The following is a 17,400-nucleotide window of genomic DNA, read 5'->3' as shown; positions in this document are numbered from 1 at the left end:
CTCGACCACCCGGCCCAGTCGGCCGGCCCAGTCGGCCGGTTCGGTCAGCCGGTTCGGTCAGCCGGTTCGGTCAGCCGGTGAGCTTGTGCTGCGGCTTGCTGTGCCGCCGTTCCTCCTCCGGCAACTCCTCCTCCGGCGGGCGCAGCGCCTCGTCCGGTTCCCGCGCGCCTTCCTTCGCGGTACGCAGCAGGACGTCGTCGGTACTCGCGGTCTTTGCCTTGCTCTCCTCGGGCTGGCTCATGCCCGGCTGCTACCCCCGCCCGACGGGCGGAAACGGCCCAGCGGTCGCACCGGCACCGGGAGTAACAGGAGCCTCAGCTGCCCCAGTAGCGAGTGTCGCGGCCGATCGGCTCCTCATCGGGCTCGCAACGCTTCGCGTCGGTCTCGACGAGGGCCACCCAGTCCTCGCGGCGTGCCCGGGGCGGCAGTTCCCCGAACCTGACGTGCCGCAGGAAGGCGGCCTCCTCGTCGGTGAACTTCTCGGGAGTTTCGTGATCTTCTGTCATCGGACCCCCTCGCTCTTCACTCATTGTGCGGAATAGGCCCGGCCCAGGCAATCACCATGGCAAGACGACCATGTCAGAGGCCGGACACGCCGCTTTCCCGGGCGTCACGGAGAGCCACCTCCGGCGAGCTATCTTGGGGACGTGGATGAGAACCGGGCGCAGCACGTCGTGGACAAGCTGCGCGGCAAGGGCGTACCGGCGCATCTGGAGCGCGGTGGGGTAAACCAGTTCGGAGTGCGGGTGAGCCTTCCGGACGGGCGCGAGGCGGTCTGGGACACCGACGGCACCGCCGGCCTGGAGGCCCAGGTCATGCGCGACGGCATCCTGGTCGGCTACGTACCCGAGATCGAGGGCTCGGAGAACTTCGACGAGCAGCAGGTCATCGATGCCATCGAGCGGACGGACTACAACCAGCCCGTCGCGCGGCGGCGGTCGACCGCCCCGCCTACGGCGCCTCCGCTGCCTCCGGAGGGCGGCTTCTTCCGCCGCATGTTCGGCGGATTCCGGGAGCGCTGAGCCCGGCCGGCCTCAATATCGACTAGCGCGCCCCGGCCGGCTTAGCGTATCGGCGGCGTGGGTAGAGTACTGAAGTGCTGACCCCCGCAGACGTGCTCAACGAGCGATACCGGCTGGATGCCCCGATCGCCAGCGGCGGGATGGGCGAAGTGTGGCGGGCGACCGACACCACCCTGGACCGGACCGTTGCTCTGAAAGTGATGCGCGCCGAGCGGGTCGCCAACGCCGACTTCGACGCCCGGTTCCGGGCGGAAGCACGCACGATGGCCGCGCTGCACCACCCCAACGTGGTGAACATCTACGACTACGGGCGCAGCCCGCTGCCCGACGGCACCACGGTGTCGTTTCTGGTGATGACCTATGTGGACGGCGAGTCGCTGCGCGACCGGCTGACGAATGGCGGTCCGCTGCCGGTGGTCGAGACGATGACGCTGCTGGCGCAGGCCGCCGACGCGCTGCACGCGGTACACCAGCACGGCATCGTGCACCGCGACGTCAAGCCGGCGAACCTCCTGGTACAGGCCGACGGCACGGTCACCCTGGTCGACTTCGGCGTCGCCCGGACCGATGCCCTGACGTCCGTGACCACCGCGAACGCGATCATCGGTACCGCTCTCTACATGGCTCCCGAGCAGGCGTCCGGCAAGACGGTCTCGGCGACCACCGACATCTACTCCCTCGGCGCGGTGGCGTTCCACTGCCTGGCCGGGACTCCCCCGTTCAACGGCGAGACCGCGCTGGAAGTCGCCCTGAAGCACGTGTCCGACGAGCCGCCGCCGCTGCCGGAGAGCGTTCCGGTGGCCGCGCGCGCCCTGGTCACCCGTGCGCTGGCGAAGGATCCGGCCGATCGCTTCGCCAGCGCCGCCGCGTTCGCCGCCGCCGCCCGCGCGGTCGCCAGCGATCCCGATGCGGTACCCGAGACCGCCGACCCGGCCGCCACGGCCCTGCTGGCGGCCGGCTCGAAGGGCGTTCCCGGCGCCAAGGCCGCCGCTGTTTCCAGGGCCGCCCTCGGCGCCGGTGGGCTCGCGGCGGCCGGGGCCGCGCCCGGCGACACCCTGACCGGGGCTGAGTCCGACGACCCGATGGATGCCGGCCGACCGGTCCGCCGTCGCCGCACCGCGATCCTGGCGGTGGCCGGCGCTGTCGTGCTGATCGGGCTGGTGGGGCTGACGGTACTGCTGAATAACCATCAGTCCACGCCCGCCGGACCGGTGCATCGGCCGCCCGTCTCATCGACGCCGACCGAGACGCAGACCCTCGGGCCGCAGCCGACCGGCGACCGGCGCTCCCGGCCGGCGACCGTCGACTTCAGCACCCCGCCGTCCGCCGGTGTGCCATCCTCGGTGGCGCCGTCGGCGACCGCCTCGACGAGCCCGTCGGCCCCGCCCGCGTCCCCGACCCCCACCGGGACCGGCCCGGCTGACCAGCCATCGAGCGCTCCGCCGTCGCCCCAGGACACCCCGACCGGAGGGCCGAGCGGCCAGAACGACCAGCCTGAGAAGTGATTCAGCTCTCGACTTCGCGGGGTGGCGCTCGTCACGAAAAACCGCACACTGGGCGGATGACGGGTTTCAACCTTGGATTTGACGGCGGCACGTTCCCACTGAAGGTCAAGGAAGCGACCGAGGGCCCGTCCGGACTCGATGTCACCGGGCTTCTCGCCCAGACCGGACACGTCACGCTCGACGCCGGCTTTGTGAACACGGCGTCCTGCGCATCGACGATTACCTATATCGACGGTGATGCCGGGGTGCTGCGGTACCGCGGCTACCCCATCGACCAGCTCGCGGAGAAGTCCTCTTTCCTCGAGGTGGCTTACCTACTCATCTACGGCGAACTGCCCGGCGCGAGCGAGTTGGCCGATTTCACTGAACGCATCCAGTGGCACACGTTGCTGCGCGAGGAGATGCGCCGGTTCTTCGACGGCTTCCCGCGCGACGCACACCCGATGGCGGTGCTGTCATCGGCCGTCAGCGCGCTGTCCACCTTCTACCAGGACAGCCTCGACCCGTTCGACCGCGAGCAGGTGGAAATCTCCACGGTCCGCCTGCTGGCGAAGCTGCCCACCATCGCGTCCTACGCGTACAAGGGTTCGATCGGTCAGCCGTTCCTGTACCCGGACAACTCGCTGGGGTACGTCGAGAACTTCCTGCGCATGACGTTCGGCGTACCGACCATGCCGTACGAGCTGGATCCGGTACACGCCAGCGTGCTGGACATGCTCTTCGTGCTGCACGCCGATCACGAGCAGAACTGTTCGACGTCCACGGTCCGTCTGGTCGGCTCGGCCCAGGCCAACATGTTCGCGTCGGTGTCGGCCGGCGTCAACGCGCTGTTCGGCCCGCTGCACGGCGGCGCCAACGAGGCGGTGCTGGACATGTTGCAGCAGATCCACGCGGCCGGCGACGACGCGCAGTCGTTCGTGAAGAAGGTCAAGGACAAGCAGGCCGGTACCCGTCTGATGGGCTTCGGGCACCGGGTCTACCGCAACTACGACCCTCGCGCGGCGATCGTGAAGAAGGCGGCCCAGGAGGTACTCAGTGGGATGGCCAAGCCCGACCCGCTGCTGGACATCGCGCTCCGACTCGAGGAGATCGCGCTGTCCGACGACTACTTCATCGAGCGCAAGCTGTACCCGAACGTGGACTTCTACACCGGCCTGATCTACAAGGCGATGGGCTTCCCGACCCGGATGTTCACGGTGCTGTTCGCGATCGGCCGGCTGCCCGGCTGGATCGCCCAGTGGCGCGAGATGATGGCCGACCCGATGACGAAGATCGGCCGCCCGCGGCAGATCTACACCGGGGCGACCGAGCGCGCGTACGTGCCGATGGAGCAGCGCGGCTAGGTCCCGTCCTCAGGCGCACCCCTGCGACGGAAAGCGGGCGCGGGCCGGGAAACCGGCCCGCGCCCGCGCTTGATCCGGGTCGCGCGGCGGCAGAGGCGCCGGGCGACTTTCCAGCGGCGGACAACGGGCCTACTGGGCGCCGAGCACGTCCACGACGAAGCGCAGCGGACCGGACGGGCTGCCGTCGGTCGTATTGTCGCCGTATGCGAGGTTGGCCGGGATGTCCAGCTGGACCCGGCTGCCCACCTTGACCCCGACCAGCCCCTGGTCCCAGCCCTTGATCACGTTGCCCTGGCCGAGGACGAAGCTGAACGTCTGCTTGTTCTTCCACGACGAGTCGAACTCGGCACCGGTCTGGTACGAGACGCCGACATAGTTCACCGTGATGTTCTGGCCGGCCTTCGTGGCCGCGCCGGTGCCCGGGACCAGCGTGGTGACATTGAGCTTCGACAGGGTACCGGTGCCCGCCTTCACGGTCGGCTTCGTGGCCAGCGCCGAGTCCGTGCCCGGCGGCAGTGAGGGGAACGCCGCCGCGGTGGCGCTGGCGCTTGCCGACGGGTTGGCGGTCGCGGTGCCCTTGTCCTTGCCGCCGAACAGCGCGAAGCCCCCGACGACGAGTGCGACCACGACCACCGCCGTACCGATGGCGATGCCCCACTGGCGACGGAACCGGCGCCTGGCGGCGGCTGCCGCGGCGGCCTCCCGAGCGGCCTTGGAAGCGGCCCGCTTCTCGGCCTTGGTCATCGGCTGCTTGCCGACCCTGGGCCTGCCTCCGGGCGACCGCCCACCGGACGACCCCGAGCCCTTGGCAGAGCCGTTGGTCGACGGCTGATCCCTTGTCGACGACTTGCCCTGCGTCACCGGCTGACCAGCCGGCCTCCGTATCGTCGACCCACCAGGCTGGCGGCTGCGCACCCGGTCGCTCACTGGACATCGCTCCCTGTAGGCAGATTCGGTGTGAGAGTCCCCACCCGGAGTCCGGGCAGAGACTGTGCACAAGGTACCCGGTCGACCTCAGAAAGTTGACAAGACGGCCCTACCGGCCTCCCCGGACGTGCCCCGTGGGCGCCTGCGGATCAGCCGCCAGTGCGCCGGTTACCCCACTGGCGGCGGGACTGCGCCGGGCCGCGTCCGGGCGGGTTGGATCCTCTGCCCGGCGTCTGGTGCGGCGCGGCCCCGCCCTTGCCCCGGGCCCGCCGCGCGGCACGGTTCAGGAAGGCCGGCTCCGCGTCGGGCTCGCCGTCCGGAGCGCCGGCCTCCTGGCCACCACCGGTCTGCTCACCGTCGCTGCGGGCGCGGGCTTCGTCGGAGGCGGCCGTGGACAGGTCGCGGTCGTCGGGCTTTCCGGAATCATCCCGATCAGGCATGGGCAGACGATAACACCGCCGGGCGGCCGGGTAGCGGGGGCTCACGCATTGGCGGGGAGGACGTGGTCGCGCAGCGGCCCGACCCGCAACCCGCGCCGCGCGCACTCGTCCAGCACGCGCGGCAGCGCGTCCAGAGTGGACTTCCAGGCGTCCGGCGCGCGCGACCCGGCGGAATCGTGCAGCAGTATGGTGGCTCCGCCGTTGAGCCCCGGGCGCAGCCTGCCCAGGATCGACTCCGGCGTCGTCTGGGGCGTCCAGTCCTGCCCGAAGCACGTCCACAGCACCGGGGTCAGGTCCAGCCGCCGCGCGGCCAGCAGCGCGGACGAGCTGAACAGTCCGTGCGGCGGCCGGAAGAACCGGGGTACCTGACCGGTCAGTTCCGCGAGGACCGAACGGGCGCGGTTGAGGTCGGCGTACGTGGCGCGGGGCCCGCGCAGCATCAGGTTGTGGTGGCTCCACCCGTGCAGGGCGACCTCGTGACCGGACTCGACGATCGACCGGGTCAGCGCGGGTGCCCGGGCGACCATGCAGCCGAGCATGAAGAACGTCGCGCGTACGCCGGACGCGTTCAGTGTCTCCACGAACCGGGGCGTCGAGGCCGGGTTCGGACCGTCGTCGAAGGTGAGGGCGATCCGGCCGCCGTCGCCGACGCCGGTCATCCGGGACGAGACGGCCGCCCGTATCCAGGGGATGCCCAGCAGTCCCGGTACCGCGTGGGCCGTCACGCCCGCTCCGAGCGCCGCACCCAGCGCCACGGCCGTACTCCGCAGAGCACGGCCCCGGCGCAGCGTCACGCCATCGGCCGTTCGCCGCCGCCCTGCCCGGTCGGGCCGTCCTTACCAGAGGCCCGCTCAGTACCGGTGCCGCGAACCGCGACCGGCGTGGCGGCGACCGGCGTTCCGGCGCCGCGCGACGCCCCGCCCTCGGGTGCGGCGCAATCGGACGCGGCGCGGTTGAGTGCGGCACCGTCGGACGCGGCACCGTTCACCTCAGCGCCGTCGGGCGCGGCACCGCTCGCTCCCGCACCGCCCTTGCGGAAGCGGCGGCGCTTGCCCGCGCCGCGGTTGCGCCAGATGCCCTTGCGGCTGCCCGCGCCATCGTGCCCCGGGCGGTCGTGCCCCGGACGGTTGTTTCCCGCATCGTTGGTGGCCGCACCGCTGTGCCCCGGGCCGTTGCGTCCCGGACTGCCGCTTCCCTGGCCATTGCGTCCCGGGCGCTCGCTCCCCTGGCCATCCCGCCCTTGGCCATCCCGGGCCTGACTATCGCGCCTCTGGCCGTTGTGTTCGGCGCCGGCCTTCGCCAGGTCGGCGACCACCGTGGCGGGATCGGATTCGAACAGCGCCAGCGCGATCTGGCACTGCGGCAGGCTCGCTCCCCCGTCGATCAGCTCGGTCAGCGACGGGCCCAGCGATTCGCGGTCGTGGATCCAGTGGGTGACCCCGGCCTCCACCATGGCCTCCGCGTTCTGGGTACCGTGCCCGGGAATCGCGCGGTAGGTGGCCACCGGTACACCACACGCCATCGCCTCCAGCGCGCTCAACCCGCCGGCGTTCTCCACCAGTACGTCGACCGCCTGGAGCATGGCGAGCATGTCCTCGACCCAGCCGTACACGTACCCGACACCCTGCTGGCGCGCGGCACGGCACATCTCCGCGTTGTTGCCGCAGACCACCACCGGTACGGCGGCTCCGCTCCCGGCCACCTCCGCCGCGGTCTCGACCAGTTCGCCCACGCCCCAGGATCCGGCGACCAGCAACGCGTACCGGCCGGAGACCGGCAGCCCGAGACGCTCCCGCGCCCGGCGCTTCTCCTCCGGCGTCGCCGGGCGGTACAGCGGCGACACCAGCCGGCCGACCACCCGGATGTCGCCGGCACCGTGGGCGCGCGCCTGGGCGCGGGTCACCTCGTGCGCCGCGCAGTGCAGGTCGACGCCGGGCGATATCCAGATCGGGTGCACGCCGAAGTCGGTCAGGTAGGTGACCGCCGGTACGGTGAGGCGCCCACTCAGGCGCAGCGGCCCGAGGATCTGGGCGCCCAACGGAAACGTGGATACCACCGCACCGGCGTCCGGCGGGAGGCGGCGCAGCAGCCGGCGGCGCATCGGTCGCAGCAGTGCGCGGGTGATCGGGGCCGCCCCGTTGAACGTGCAGGCGATGCGGAACAGCGAGTCGTACAGCCGGGGTCGCCTGGTGAGCATGCGGCGGTACATGCCGCGCAACAGCGGTCCCAGCCATCCCGGGAAGACCGAGATCAGGTCCATGGACTCGACCTGGAACCCGCGCTCGGTCAGCCGGCCGGCCAGTTCCCGCGCCGCGCCGTCGTGCCCGGCGCCGATGCTCGCCGAGATGATTTGGATGCGGGCGGAACGTTCGTCCCCGCGCGGTGGCAGCTGAGCCGTCTGCGCCCTGTTGTCTGGTTCCCTGGCGGCACCGGGTTCCGAGCGCCGCCCAGCGTCCTCGACCAACCCGCCCTCGACCAACCCGCCATGGGCCAACCCGCCATCGGCCAACCCGTCCTTGCCGGCCCTCGTACCCACCGGCAACGGCCGTGCCTGCGGCGTTCCCGGCCGGCGGTGTGCGGCTTCCAGGTGCGCCAGCCACTGGCTGCGCACGATGCTGGCCAGGTCGTGGCCCGGCTGCCAGCCCAGCTCCCGTCCGATCCGGGCGATCGACGCGACCACCCGGACCGGGTCACCGCCGCGCCGCGGCCGGGTCTCTTCCTCGAACGCGATGCCGGTCACCTCCCGGATCTGGTCGAATACCTGCCCGACCGAGTAGCCGACGCCGCGACCCACGTTGTAGACGCCACCGGTGCGGCCGGCGTCGAGCGCGTCGGCCGCGAGGACGTGCGCGGCCGCGACGTCCAGCACGTGTACGAAGTCCCGGACGCAGGAGCCGTCGGGCGTCGGGTAGTCCCGGCCGTAGACGACCGGTTGCGCGCCCCGTGCGACCGATTCGACGGCCCGGCCGACCAGCCCGATGTCGGCCGGTCGCGGCCGCCCGATCATCGATGCACCGGCAACGTTGAAGTACCGCAGGACGAGTGGTTTCAGCCCGTGTACCCGGGCGGCCTCCGCCATGATCCATTCGCAGACCACCTTGGTGGCGCCGTACGGATTGCGTGGCTCCAGCGGTGCGTCCTCGTCGACCGGGTCACCGTCGGGATCGCCGTAGACCGCCGCGCTCGACGCGAACACGATCTTCTCCACGCCCGCCTCGGCCATGGCCTCGATGAGAACCTGAGTACCGCCGACGTTGTGGTGGTAATAGGTCAGCGGACGGGCCAGTGACTCCACGACCGACTTGCGGCCGGCCAGGTGCACCACGCCGGTCACGCCGTACTCGGCCAGCGCGTGCCGGACCGCGAGGCCGTCGCCGACGGACGCGCGCACCAGCGGTACCTCCGGCGGTACCGTGCCGAGGTCGCCGGAGGACAGATCGTCCAGTACGACGACCGGCCGGCCGCTGTCCAGCAGCGCGCGCACCACGGGGGCGCCGATGTATCCGGCCCCGCCCGTTACCAACCAGGCCACGAGGCCCCGTTACCCCGATTGCTCGGTTTAACCCTCCCCCCGCAACGACCTGGTACGAGTGTCCGTTTCGGCCGCTGCCACAGGGTTCGGCCGACGGCGGTCCGGTTTCGTGGCGCGTTACCCGAACGGGTGAGTGTGCCCGCAACCGCCGCGAAGGCCGGACGACCGACGGCGATTGGCAAGCGAGGGCCGGGCGATTGGCGCGCGATTGGCAGACGATTGACGTGTGGAGATGCGTGAAAGCGGGCTCGGCCACTAAATGGATTGCCCGCGGGGATCATCGCCCGTACCGTTGTCAGCAACACCGAACAAGGAGATTCCGAGATGTTCTGGCAAGCCTCAGCGAACCCGCACCGGCTGTCGCCGCGCGGTGAGGCGAGCCGGCGCGAAGATGCTCGACCGGTGTGCGTGCCCACGCACACTCACGGCACTCCGCCGGAACGGTGGCGCGACTGACGCGAACGCATCGCGTCGACGCCGCCCTTCCGGATCCGGAACGGGCGGCTTTTCCGTCCCGGGCCGGACGCACGTTCCCGCACTTTCCTCAGTCGATGGCGCGCGCCCGCCGCACGCACACCAGATTTCCAGCGCCCCGGCAGCGCTCGTGGCAGCGGATATTGAAAACTCCACAGTGGATGGCACAACAGGATGCCCCGTCGCCACGGATACCGACGACGGGCAAGCGGTCCGGATCGCCGCGCGGGTCACACGCCCCGAGCCGGACTGGTTGTACGCATCCGGGGCGAGGGAGCTGGTTGACCCGCCTGGTTTGGGACCAGGACACACCGGGTTCGATTCCCGGGCCCCGGACGCGAGGGGTTGTAGCTCAGGAGGTAGAGCGTCGGTTCGGCAGACCGAAGGCCCGGGGTTCGACTCCCCGCAGCTCCACGGCGGGTTCGGCTAGCGGTCAGGCCGCCGCGTTCTCAGCGCGGAGACAGGGGTTCGACTCCCCTACTCGCTACGGTGCCGCCCCGAGGTACGCGGTGATCCGCCGCGCACCGGAAGCAGTGGCGGCCGAGACAGATACCGTGGCCGCCTGCGGCGGCCACGAATCAGCGCAGAGGCGACCGGACGCCGGCCGAGACACGGATGACGCTACGGACCACCCCGTACGCCGCGCCGTGGGCCGCCCTCACCGCGCGCTGAGTTGGCGGACGGGTCCCGGCGCCGATCGGCCGGGCCAAGCGGCGGTTCCCGCGACCGTCGGCCCGTCCGCCACGTCGTCCAGTCGCCGGCGCTGCCGGCGATGCTTGGCCTTGTAGCTCAATGGATAGAGCGACGGTTTACGAAGCCGTGTCAGTTGGAGGTTCGAATCCTCCCGGGGCCGCGGGAACCGGCGGAGACGCCGGGTCCGGCTCAACGGGCTGTGGCGCAGCTTGGTCAGCGCGCTGCGTTCGGGACGCAGAAGCCGCGGGTTCAAATCCCGCCAGCCCGACTGCGGGATGGCGCAGTAAGGAAGCGCGCTGGTCTCATACGCCAGAGGTCCCGGGTTCGATTCCCGGTCCCGCTCCCAGTCCCGGTAGCTCAGGCGGTACGAGCGCGGCCACGACACGGCCGAGGCCCCTGGTTCGATCCCAGGTCGGGACACGCGATCGCTCGCCCGGGTAGATGCCATCCGCTGTGGAGCGCACGGTACGGGGGCCGGCCAGCCCGCGACGTACGGGCTGGCCGGAACGGGGGCGGGTGGCCGCCCGGCGGTGGTGAGCAACGACCGTCGGGCGGCCACGGCGTCCGGTCGGTGGACGGTTGGCGACGTCCGGACGGTTCCATGACCGCCCATCGATATGGCACCCTGCTTGTTGAATGGCCGACGGCGTGGGTGATCGTGCTGCGGTCGACCCGCTCGCCGACCCCAAGACCCTCCCGCCCGTGCCTGCGACGACGCAGGCCACGCGTGCCGGACGAGGCATCGTCTCGAAGGGGACCGTCTTCGAAGGAGGTTGCGTGTCGACCCGGTGGACCGCCGGATACACGGCGCTCATGGCCGTACTCGGAGCGAGCGTGTTCGTCACGCCCGGCCTGGCCGCGTACAGCTGGGCGGCGATCGGTCTGTGCAGCGCCGGCGCGGTGGTCGTGGGCACCCGGCGGCATGCCCCGGTGCGCGCCCTGCCCTGGTGGATGATTGCCGCGGCGATCCTCGCCATGGCGGTCGGCGACACGATCTTCGGCTCGGACGTACGGGTCCACTCGGCCGCCCCGGTCGTCGCGGACGTCTGCTACCTGGCGATGTTCCCGCTGCTGACGATCGGCCTCATCCAGATGGTCAGGACACGTGCCGTGCTCGTCGACTGGTCGCGCACCCTCGACCTGCTGACGTTCACCTGCGCCGCCGCGTTGCTGGCCTGGGTGTGCCTGATCGGACCGAGCCTCGGCGCCGACAACCTCGATCCGGTCGACCGGTCGACGCTGGCCGCGTACGCGCTTGGTGGCCTTCTGGTCCTGGTGACGACGGTACGGCTGGTGTCCGCCGCTCCCCGTAACGCCTCCATGATCCTGCTGGCCGCGGGTGCGTTCGCCTTGCTGACGGCGGACGTGATGTATGCCCTGGCCACGCTCGGCGGCGGCTGGCGCGCGGGCGGCCCGGGAGACGCCGGGTACCTGCTGGGCTACGCCTGCTGGGGCGCGGCCGCGCTCCAACCGTCCATGGTGCGCCTGACCGAGCCGGCGGCCGTGAGGAATTCTCAGCTTCCGTTGCGCTGGATGGTGCTGCTCGGCCTGTCGTTGGCGATCCCGCCGGCCGTCCTGCTGGTCGAGGCGGCCACCGGGCAGGTGGACGACGGCGTGGTCATCGCGGTCGCCTGGACGGTGATGGCCGCGCTGGTGATCACCCGGCTCGCCATGGCGCTGAGGCAGCATCGCCAGGCGGTCGCCCGGGAGCGGCGCCTGCGCCGGGCGTGCGGCACGCTGGTCGCCGCGGGCGACACCGAGGAGGTCCGCGCCGCCGTGCACGCCGCGGTCAGCGAACTCATGCCCGCCGGGCTCGCCCATGCGGTGGTACTCGCGGTCCACGATCCATCGCCGGAGGGCACCGAGGGTACCGGGACGGACCCGGTCGCCGGGCTCATCCGGCAGCACCCGCTGCCGAGCGCGGGCGATCGGCACACTCGCCTGCTGAACACCCGGATCCTGCACCCCGACCTGCGGGAACGCCTGCACCAGCTTCCCGCGACCCTGGCCTGCCGCCTCGTCGTGAACCAGCGCGACCTCGACGATCCCGACCTGGGGACGCTGCTGGTGGCCGGCGAGCACCGGAAACTGGCCGCGATCCAGGACTCGGTGGAGGTGTTGGCGACACAGGCGTCGCTGGCGCTGGAGCGCATCGCGTTGACCGACGAGTTCAACCGCCGGTCCAACGAGGAGTACCTGCGCACGTTGACCCGCAACAGCATCGACGTGGTGGTGATCGTCGACCGGGAGCACCGGGTCCGGTACGCGAGCCCGTCACTCGCCGACATCCTCGGCGTGGAGCTTGCGCTGCTGACGACGCTGTGGGACATCGTGCACGCCGACGACCACGAGCAGGTCGAGCGCACGCTGTCGGCGTCACACCGGACGGCGCAGCCGGCCGGGGCGCGCGACTGGTGGCATCTCCCCCGCCCCGACGGCAGCCTGATGACGGTCGAGGTGAGCTGCCGCGACCTGCGCCAGGACCGGATGGTGCGGGGGTACGTCATCACCCTGCGCGACCTGACCGAGCAGGGTACCGGTGCCGGACAGCGCGAGTCGATCCAGCGCGCGCTGAGCGCGTCGCCGGCCGCCCAGAACCGGGTGAGCGGACCCGGCCGTGCGGGGCTCCGCATGAGCCGAGCCCCGCACGCGTGACGCGCGCTCAGCCGGACAGTGCCGTGCCGGTCTCCAGCAGCGTCTTCAGGTCGCTCAGCACGTAGTTCCAGCCGCCGCCCGCGCTCTCGCCGAAGGCCCCGGCCACCAGCAGGGCGGTGTTCGGCGCATCGGTCAGATCGTGGGTCACGGTCAGCGTCGTGACGCCACCGTCACCGGACTTGATCTCGTACGTGAGGTGGGTGAAGCCCTCCTCCACGCCCTCCGGGGCCATGGCCAACCGCCAGGTCTGGACCAGCTTCCGCGGCGGATCCGCCTCGATCACCTCGCCGTCGACGGCCACGTCCGGCGCCCCCATCGCCTTCATCCCGTCGTTCGCGTACCCGCGGAACGCCCCGCCCGCGCGCAACTCGTACTCAGACGCGCAGCGGTACCCGTACAGCGCGGACCACTCCGGTTTGATGATCGCGTCCCAGACCTGCTCGGGCGTCGCCCGGATATACACGCGGTAGACCTGCGTGACCGGTGCGGTCCTGGTGACCGTGCCGGCCTGCATGGCGTCAGTCATGACTATGTCCTCCAGCTCGATTCCGATGACGCCAAAATATGTGACCGTTCAGTCACATGTCAAGGCTGAGCAGGCGCGTCGCGGCCGGCGGCGACGGCGGGCCGCCCGGGATCAGTCCCGGTACCGCCACACCTGGACGATGCCCCGCTGGGTGTCGCAGGCCAGCAGATCGCCCGCGGTCTGGCAGTCACCGAAGATGGCGGCCGGCACGAACCCGAGTGGCCGCACCCCGGCGCTCCCGAGCTCGGCGAGCCAGAATCCCCCGTACGGCCTCAACGTGGTGCTCAGCAGCAGTCGGAGCTGCCCGGTGTCCCGGTCGAAGACCGGCCTCCAGTCGGACAGGTCCGCCACCACCCTGCCGGTGCGCGTGTCGACCATTGCCGAGTCGTTGTCCGCGCTGAAGGTGAGCAGGTGGGCGTCGTCCAACCGCGCGGCGGCCTGCCAGTGGCCGCTGCGCCACAACGGTCCGGTCTCCGGATCCATCACCGTCAACTGATCGCCGGACAGGCACAGCATCGGCCGGCACGCTCCGTCGAGGTACCCCGGCCGCGCATCGGCTGTCCACTGTGGAGCGAATGTGGACGCGTCGAAGGCGGCCAACCGCCCCGGTTGGCCGAGGGGGGACGGGCGGAGCACGACGATCCGGTCTCCGGCGACGACCGACTCCGTGGGAGACGTCCCGGCGGATCCGGGCGGCGCCGTCGGGTCGGCCCCCTCGGGCTGGCCGTCGTGCCGGGGCGGCGCCGCGGTGTCGCCCAAGCGCCCCGAGGCGAGCACCTTCCCGGTCCGCTCCTCGACAAGGTCGACCGTACCGTCCGCCGCGGGCATCAGCAGCCGGGTCGATTCCGGGGGCCAGATGTTGGTGCTGAACTGTATGTCCGCCGAGGTGGACCAGGAGCGGGTCCACACGGCCCGGCCGGTACGCAGGTCGGCCCACCGGACCGTCGCGGTACCGCCGCTTCCGCCGTCGAACAGCAGCCCCTCGGTGCTGCCCGGCGGGGCGTCCAGCACAACCGTGGACCCGCTCGCCCACAGTGTCCTGCCGTCGTGGACGTCCAGCACGGTCATCGCGTCGTCGCCGTCCGATTCGCTGGTGACCAGCACCACCCCGGCCCCGGGCAGGGCGGTCAGGTCCCGTACCCCGTTGGGAAGCAGGCTCCGCCAGCGCAGCGCGCCGCTGGGCAACGCGTACGCGGTCACCACGCCGCGCGGGGTGCGGCCACCCGAGGTGTCGGCGGCTTCTGCGACCACGATGGTGTCCGTGGTCAGCGCTATCGCCGGCCGCTCGTCGATGGGTACCGCGAACACCGCGGCAATCCGCGGCGGAGCCGGTTCGACCCCGCCGAGCACCGCCATGCACAGCACCGCGATCGCGACGACCAGCAGGCGGTGTACCGGGCGCCGCGCGGCCTGTCGACCGGCGGCCGGGGCCGGCGGTTCCCAGTCCAGATCGATGATCACGTCGTCCGCCATCGACACGCCCGTCTCGCGGTGACTGCCCGGGAACCGCACTTTACCCCGCTGCCCGGTTTCCGGTCCCCCGTCCGATATCCGGGGCCGGCCGTTCGCACTGGTCATACACCGGTTACCGTGATCGTGTGGCGACCACCGGGCCGGCGAACGGCGACAGCATCGTCCTGCCGGTGGACCTGGGTACCGCGGAGTTCGTCCCCGACCCGAGGCGCGAGCGTGCCTGGACGCTGCTGGTCGACGGCGTGGCTCAGTCCTATGTGGACTTGGATCGGCCGGCGTTTCTGGAATTCGAGTACGCCCGCCGGGTCGCCGCCGTCATCGAGGTGGTCGGCCCGCGCGACGCCCCGATCCGGGCGCTGCACCTGGGGGGCGGAGCGCTGACCCTGCCCCGGTACGTGGCCGCGACCCGGCCCGGGTCGGTGCAGCGGGTGATCGAGCGGGACGGGAAACTGGCCGGAGCCGTACGCCGGATCGTTCCACTGCCGGAGTCGGCGGACATCGAGCTGCGCGTCGCGGACGCCCGGGCGGCGTTGCGCGACAGGGCGCCCGGGGACCGGTACGACCTGGTCATCGCCGACGCCTACCAGGCGGCCCAGATGCCGGCTCAGGTGGCGACCGTGGAGTTCACCTTCGCGGTACGCGAAGCGTTGGCCGACACCGGGCTGTACGCGCTGAACGTGACCGACCTGCCCGGCCTGCCCCAGTCCCGGGTACAGGCAGCCACGCTGCGCCGGGTGTTCCCCGACGTCGCGGTCATCGGCCAGCCGGGTGTGCTGCGCGGGCGCCGGTTCGGCAACATCGTGATGGCCGCGTCGCCCCGAGCCGGTGGCCTTCCGGTGTCGCGGCTCGCCGGTGTTCTGCGGCGCGCCGAGGGCGACCGCGGCAAGCTGGTCCACGGCTCCGAGCTGGACGACTTCATCGCCGGCGCTCGGCCCCTGACCGACGAGACCGCCGGCATCGCGGACCGGATGCTCTGACGGTCCCCTGATACACCGCCCGGAAACTCGACCACCGCTCCGGCGGTGCGGGAGGATCGGCGGGTGACCGACCTTCCCGCGGTACGTGAGGCGCTGGCCGCCGCCGGACTGACCGGTGCCGGACCTTTCGACCGGTCCGGCTCGGCGCGTCTGACGCCGCGCGACGACCCGGACCAGTCACCGGAGATGCTGGCCGGTGGGGACAACAGCACCGCGTGGCGGGTACGCCGCCCGGACGGGTCGGCGGTCGTGGTCAAGGCGTTCGGCAAGCCCGGAGGGCTGGACAGCACGGCAGCGCCGGACGATCTGTTCGAGGTGGAGGCGCAGGGGTTGGCCGCGCTGCGCATCCCCGGCGGATTCGTCATCCCCGACGTACTCGCCGTCACACCGCACGCCCTCGTCCTCCAGTCCCTGCTTCCCAGACCGCACGACGACGTCGGGTTCTGGGAGCGGGCGGGCCACGCGCTGGCCGCCACCCACGGCGTGACCGACTCATGCTTCGGCTGGCACCGCGACGGGTGGCTGGGCTCGCTGCGCCAGGAGAACGGGTGGCACGAGGACGGGCACGCGTTCTATGCCACGCACCGCATCCTGCGGTACCTGAAGGAATCCCCGGTCGACGCGGCGCTCACCGCCGAGGACCGGGCCGGCCTGCACCGGATCTGCCAACGGCTCCCCCAGCTCATACCGCCCGCGCCCGCGACCATCACGCACGGCGATCTGGCGCCGGCAAACGTCATGGCCACCCCGGACGGGCGCCCGGCACTGATCGACCCGGCCGTGTCGTTCACCTGGCCGGAGGTCGATCTCAGCATGCTGTACTGGGTCGGGCTGGCCTGGCCCGGCGCCAGGGTGCCCGACCGGTTCTTCGACGCGTACGCCGAGCGGCGCCCGATCGCGGACGGCTGGCGCGATCGGGCGCCTCTGCTGCACCTGCGCGAGCTGCTGAGCCTGATCGCGCACGGGGACCAGCGGCGCGACTTCGTCGCCGACGTACGGCACATCATTCGCGTGTTCCGCTGATCCGGTGCCGGGCACGCGGATGCCCGCCGGCGCGAACCGGCGGGCATCCCTTGCGGTACAAGATGTCTGGCTCAGCCGAACACCCGGCCCAGCCACTCCTGCCAGTCACGGCCGGCCGCGGTGGCGTCGGCGTCCGGCGCGAACAGCTGGTGCATCGCGAGCATCGGGCCGTGGAAGCCCTGGACGAAGCGGTAGAACGCGTCCGCGGTGCGGACGGCGACAGTCTGTTCGTTGACGTGGAAGGCGACCCCGTCGACCGTCTCTCCGCCGGGGACACTGACCCGCACCTTGTCGCCCTCGCGCACCGACCGGTCCAGGCCGAGCGCCGCACCCAGCTTCTCCCACGCCCGGCTCCAGTCCTCGACCGGCGGCCCGAACGCCGTCAGCGGCGTGGCGGTGCGGCCCGCGAAGTGGTTGACATACTCCACCAGGGAGCGGAAGTACATCGCGCCACCCTTGCTCATCGCCTCGAACTCCTCCGCCCAGTCGTCGCCGGGCAGGAAGCCGCTGGCCACCACGCGCAGCGACGTGCCGCCGCCGGCTCGGCCCTCGATGAGGTAGTCGTACGCGATGAACCGGCCGTCCGGCCCGTCCGGCATGCGGTACCCGAACCGCTTGCCGGGTTCCTCGATGGTGATCGGCGACTCCGGCGCCCAGTCGCCGAAGTTGGTACGCACGACGCCGTTCTCCACCTCGGTGCGCCCCATGAACCAGGCGTCGATCCCCGGCCCGGTCGCGATCGCCTGCCATACCTCGTCGACGGTCGCGTCAACGTCCGCGTCGTGTGCCTGCTCGAACTTGTGCCCCATG

15 protein-coding genes and 7 tRNA genes are annotated in these 17,400 nt (G+C 71.6%); 13 read left to right on the top strand and 9 right to left on the bottom strand.

What is annotated here, in order from left to right; translation table 11 throughout:
• Positions 1–70 precede the first annotated feature (70 nt).
• Both Raf01_RS22695 and Raf01_RS22690 read right to left on the bottom strand, forming a co-directional pair.
• The gene (locus tag Raf01_RS22695; RefSeq protein ID WP_203919980.1) at positions 71–241 is read right to left on the bottom strand and encodes a hypothetical protein; all 171 of its coding nucleotides are present in this window, start codon (positions 239–241) and stop codon (positions 71–73) included.
• Between the two features lie 73 nt (positions 242–314).
• Positions 315–506 carry a hypothetical protein gene (locus Raf01_RS22690; protein ID WP_203919979.1) on the bottom strand — a complete coding sequence of 64 codons (192 nt, stop codon included), beginning with the start codon at positions 504–506 and terminating at the stop codon, positions 315–317.
• 141 nt (positions 507–647) lie between these two features.
• Here Raf01_RS22690 and Raf01_RS22685 point away from each other — a divergent pair, with 141 nt between their 5' ends.
• From Raf01_RS22685 to Raf01_RS22675, 3 genes are all read left to right on the top strand, one after another.
• Positions 648–1,022: a hypothetical protein gene (locus Raf01_RS22685; protein ID WP_203919978.1), complete on the top strand. Its 375-nt coding sequence runs from the start codon at positions 648–650 to the stop codon at positions 1,020–1,022.
• A 74-nt stretch (positions 1,023–1,096) separates the two neighbouring features.
• Positions 1,097–2,527 (top strand): serine/threonine-protein kinase, encoded by a 1,431-nt coding sequence (locus Raf01_RS22680; protein WP_203919977.1) that lies wholly within the window; start codon positions 1,097–1,099, stop codon positions 2,525–2,527.
• Positions 2,528–2,583: 56 nt separating this feature from the next.
• Positions 2,584–3,870, top strand: a complete 1,287-nt coding sequence (locus Raf01_RS22675; RefSeq protein WP_203919976.1) for a citrate synthase — start codon at positions 2,584–2,586, stop codon at positions 3,868–3,870.
• A 129-nt stretch (positions 3,871–3,999) separates the two neighbouring features.
• Here the strand turns inward: Raf01_RS22675 and Raf01_RS22670 are convergent, their stop codons facing one another.
• From Raf01_RS22670 to galE, 4 genes are all read right to left on the bottom strand, one after another.
• On the bottom strand, positions 4,000–4,614 hold the full coding sequence (locus tag Raf01_RS22670; RefSeq protein WP_203919975.1) for an FKBP-type peptidyl-prolyl cis-trans isomerase: 615 nt from the start codon (positions 4,612–4,614) through the stop codon (positions 4,000–4,002).
• A gap of 332 nt (positions 4,615–4,946) precedes the next feature.
• Positions 4,947–5,237, bottom strand: a complete 291-nt coding sequence (locus tag Raf01_RS22665) for a hypothetical protein (RefSeq protein WP_203919974.1) — start codon at positions 5,235–5,237, stop codon at positions 4,947–4,949.
• A gap of 41 nt (positions 5,238–5,278) precedes the next feature.
• Complete coding sequence (locus tag Raf01_RS22660) at positions 5,279–5,992, bottom strand: polysaccharide deacetylase family protein (RefSeq protein WP_239133822.1); 714 nt, start codon at positions 5,990–5,992, stop codon at positions 5,279–5,281.
• A 35-nt stretch (positions 5,993–6,027) separates the two neighbouring features.
• Positions 6,028–8,769, bottom strand: coding sequence for a UDP-glucose 4-epimerase GalE (gene galE, locus Raf01_RS22655; protein WP_203919973.1), 2,742 nt, complete (start codon positions 8,767–8,769; stop codon positions 6,028–6,030).
• Positions 8,770–9,506: 737 nt separating this feature from the next.
• On the opposite strand from galE, the gene Raf01_RS22650 reads away from it, so the two are divergent.
• From Raf01_RS22650 to Raf01_RS22615, 8 genes are all read left to right on the top strand, one after another.
• Positions 9,507–9,579: transfer RNA gene (locus Raf01_RS22650), tRNA-Pro, on the top strand.
• Between the two features lie 5 nt (positions 9,580–9,584).
• Positions 9,585–9,657, top strand: a tRNA-Ala gene (locus tag Raf01_RS22645).
• Between the two features lies 1 nt (position 9,658).
• Positions 9,659–9,730 (top strand) — tRNA-Glu (locus Raf01_RS22640).
• Between the two features lie 291 nt (positions 9,731–10,021).
• A tRNA-Arg gene (locus Raf01_RS22635) sits at positions 10,022–10,096 on the top strand.
• A gap of 33 nt (positions 10,097–10,129) precedes the next feature.
• Positions 10,130–10,204, top strand: a tRNA-Pro gene (locus Raf01_RS22630).
• 1 nt (position 10,205) lies between these two features.
• Positions 10,206–10,282, top strand: a tRNA-Met gene (locus tag Raf01_RS22625).
• A tRNA-Val gene (locus tag Raf01_RS22620) sits at positions 10,283–10,356 on the top strand.
• A gap of 357 nt (positions 10,357–10,713) precedes the next feature.
• Entirely contained in the window at positions 10,714–12,591 is a 1,878-nt protein-coding gene (locus Raf01_RS22615) for a PAS domain S-box protein (RefSeq protein ID WP_203919972.1), read from the top strand.
• Between the two features lie 7 nt (positions 12,592–12,598).
• Here Raf01_RS22615 and Raf01_RS22610 read toward each other — a convergent pair whose 3' ends face one another.
• Positions 12,599–13,117: an SRPBCC family protein gene (locus Raf01_RS22610; protein ID WP_239133821.1), complete on the bottom strand. Its 519-nt coding sequence runs from the start codon at positions 13,115–13,117 to the stop codon at positions 12,599–12,601.
• Between the two features lie 111 nt (positions 13,118–13,228).
• The gene (locus Raf01_RS22605; RefSeq protein ID WP_203919971.1) at positions 13,229–14,590 is read right to left on the bottom strand and encodes an outer membrane protein assembly factor BamB family protein; all 1,362 of its coding nucleotides are present in this window, start codon (positions 14,588–14,590) and stop codon (positions 13,229–13,231) included.
• A gap of 125 nt (positions 14,591–14,715) precedes the next feature.
• On the opposite strand from Raf01_RS22605, the gene Raf01_RS22600 reads away from it, so the two are divergent.
• Both Raf01_RS22600 and Raf01_RS22595 read left to right on the top strand, forming a co-directional pair.
• Positions 14,716–15,567: a spermidine synthase gene (locus Raf01_RS22600; protein WP_239133820.1), complete on the top strand. Its 852-nt coding sequence runs from the start codon at positions 14,716–14,718 to the stop codon at positions 15,565–15,567.
• A 63-nt stretch (positions 15,568–15,630) separates the two neighbouring features.
• Positions 15,631–16,590 (top strand): fructosamine kinase family protein, encoded by a 960-nt coding sequence (locus tag Raf01_RS22595; RefSeq protein WP_203919970.1) that lies wholly within the window; start codon positions 15,631–15,633, stop codon positions 16,588–16,590.
• Between the two features lie 71 nt (positions 16,591–16,661).
• On the opposite strand, the gene Raf01_RS22590 is transcribed toward Raf01_RS22595, so the two are convergent.
• Positions 16,662–17,399, bottom strand: coding sequence for an SRPBCC family protein (locus tag Raf01_RS22590; RefSeq protein ID WP_203919969.1), 738 nt, complete (start codon positions 17,397–17,399; stop codon positions 16,662–16,664).
• Between the last annotated feature and the right edge of the window lies 1 nt (position 17,400).

The organism is Rugosimonospora africana (assembly GCF_016862975.1).
In the GTDB taxonomy this organism is placed as follows: domain Bacteria; phylum Actinomycetota; class Actinomycetes; order Mycobacteriales; family Micromonosporaceae; genus Rugosimonospora; species Rugosimonospora africana.
The sequence above is the reverse complement of the archived record's forward strand: the minus strand, read 5'-3'. Positions and strand labels throughout refer to the sequence as shown.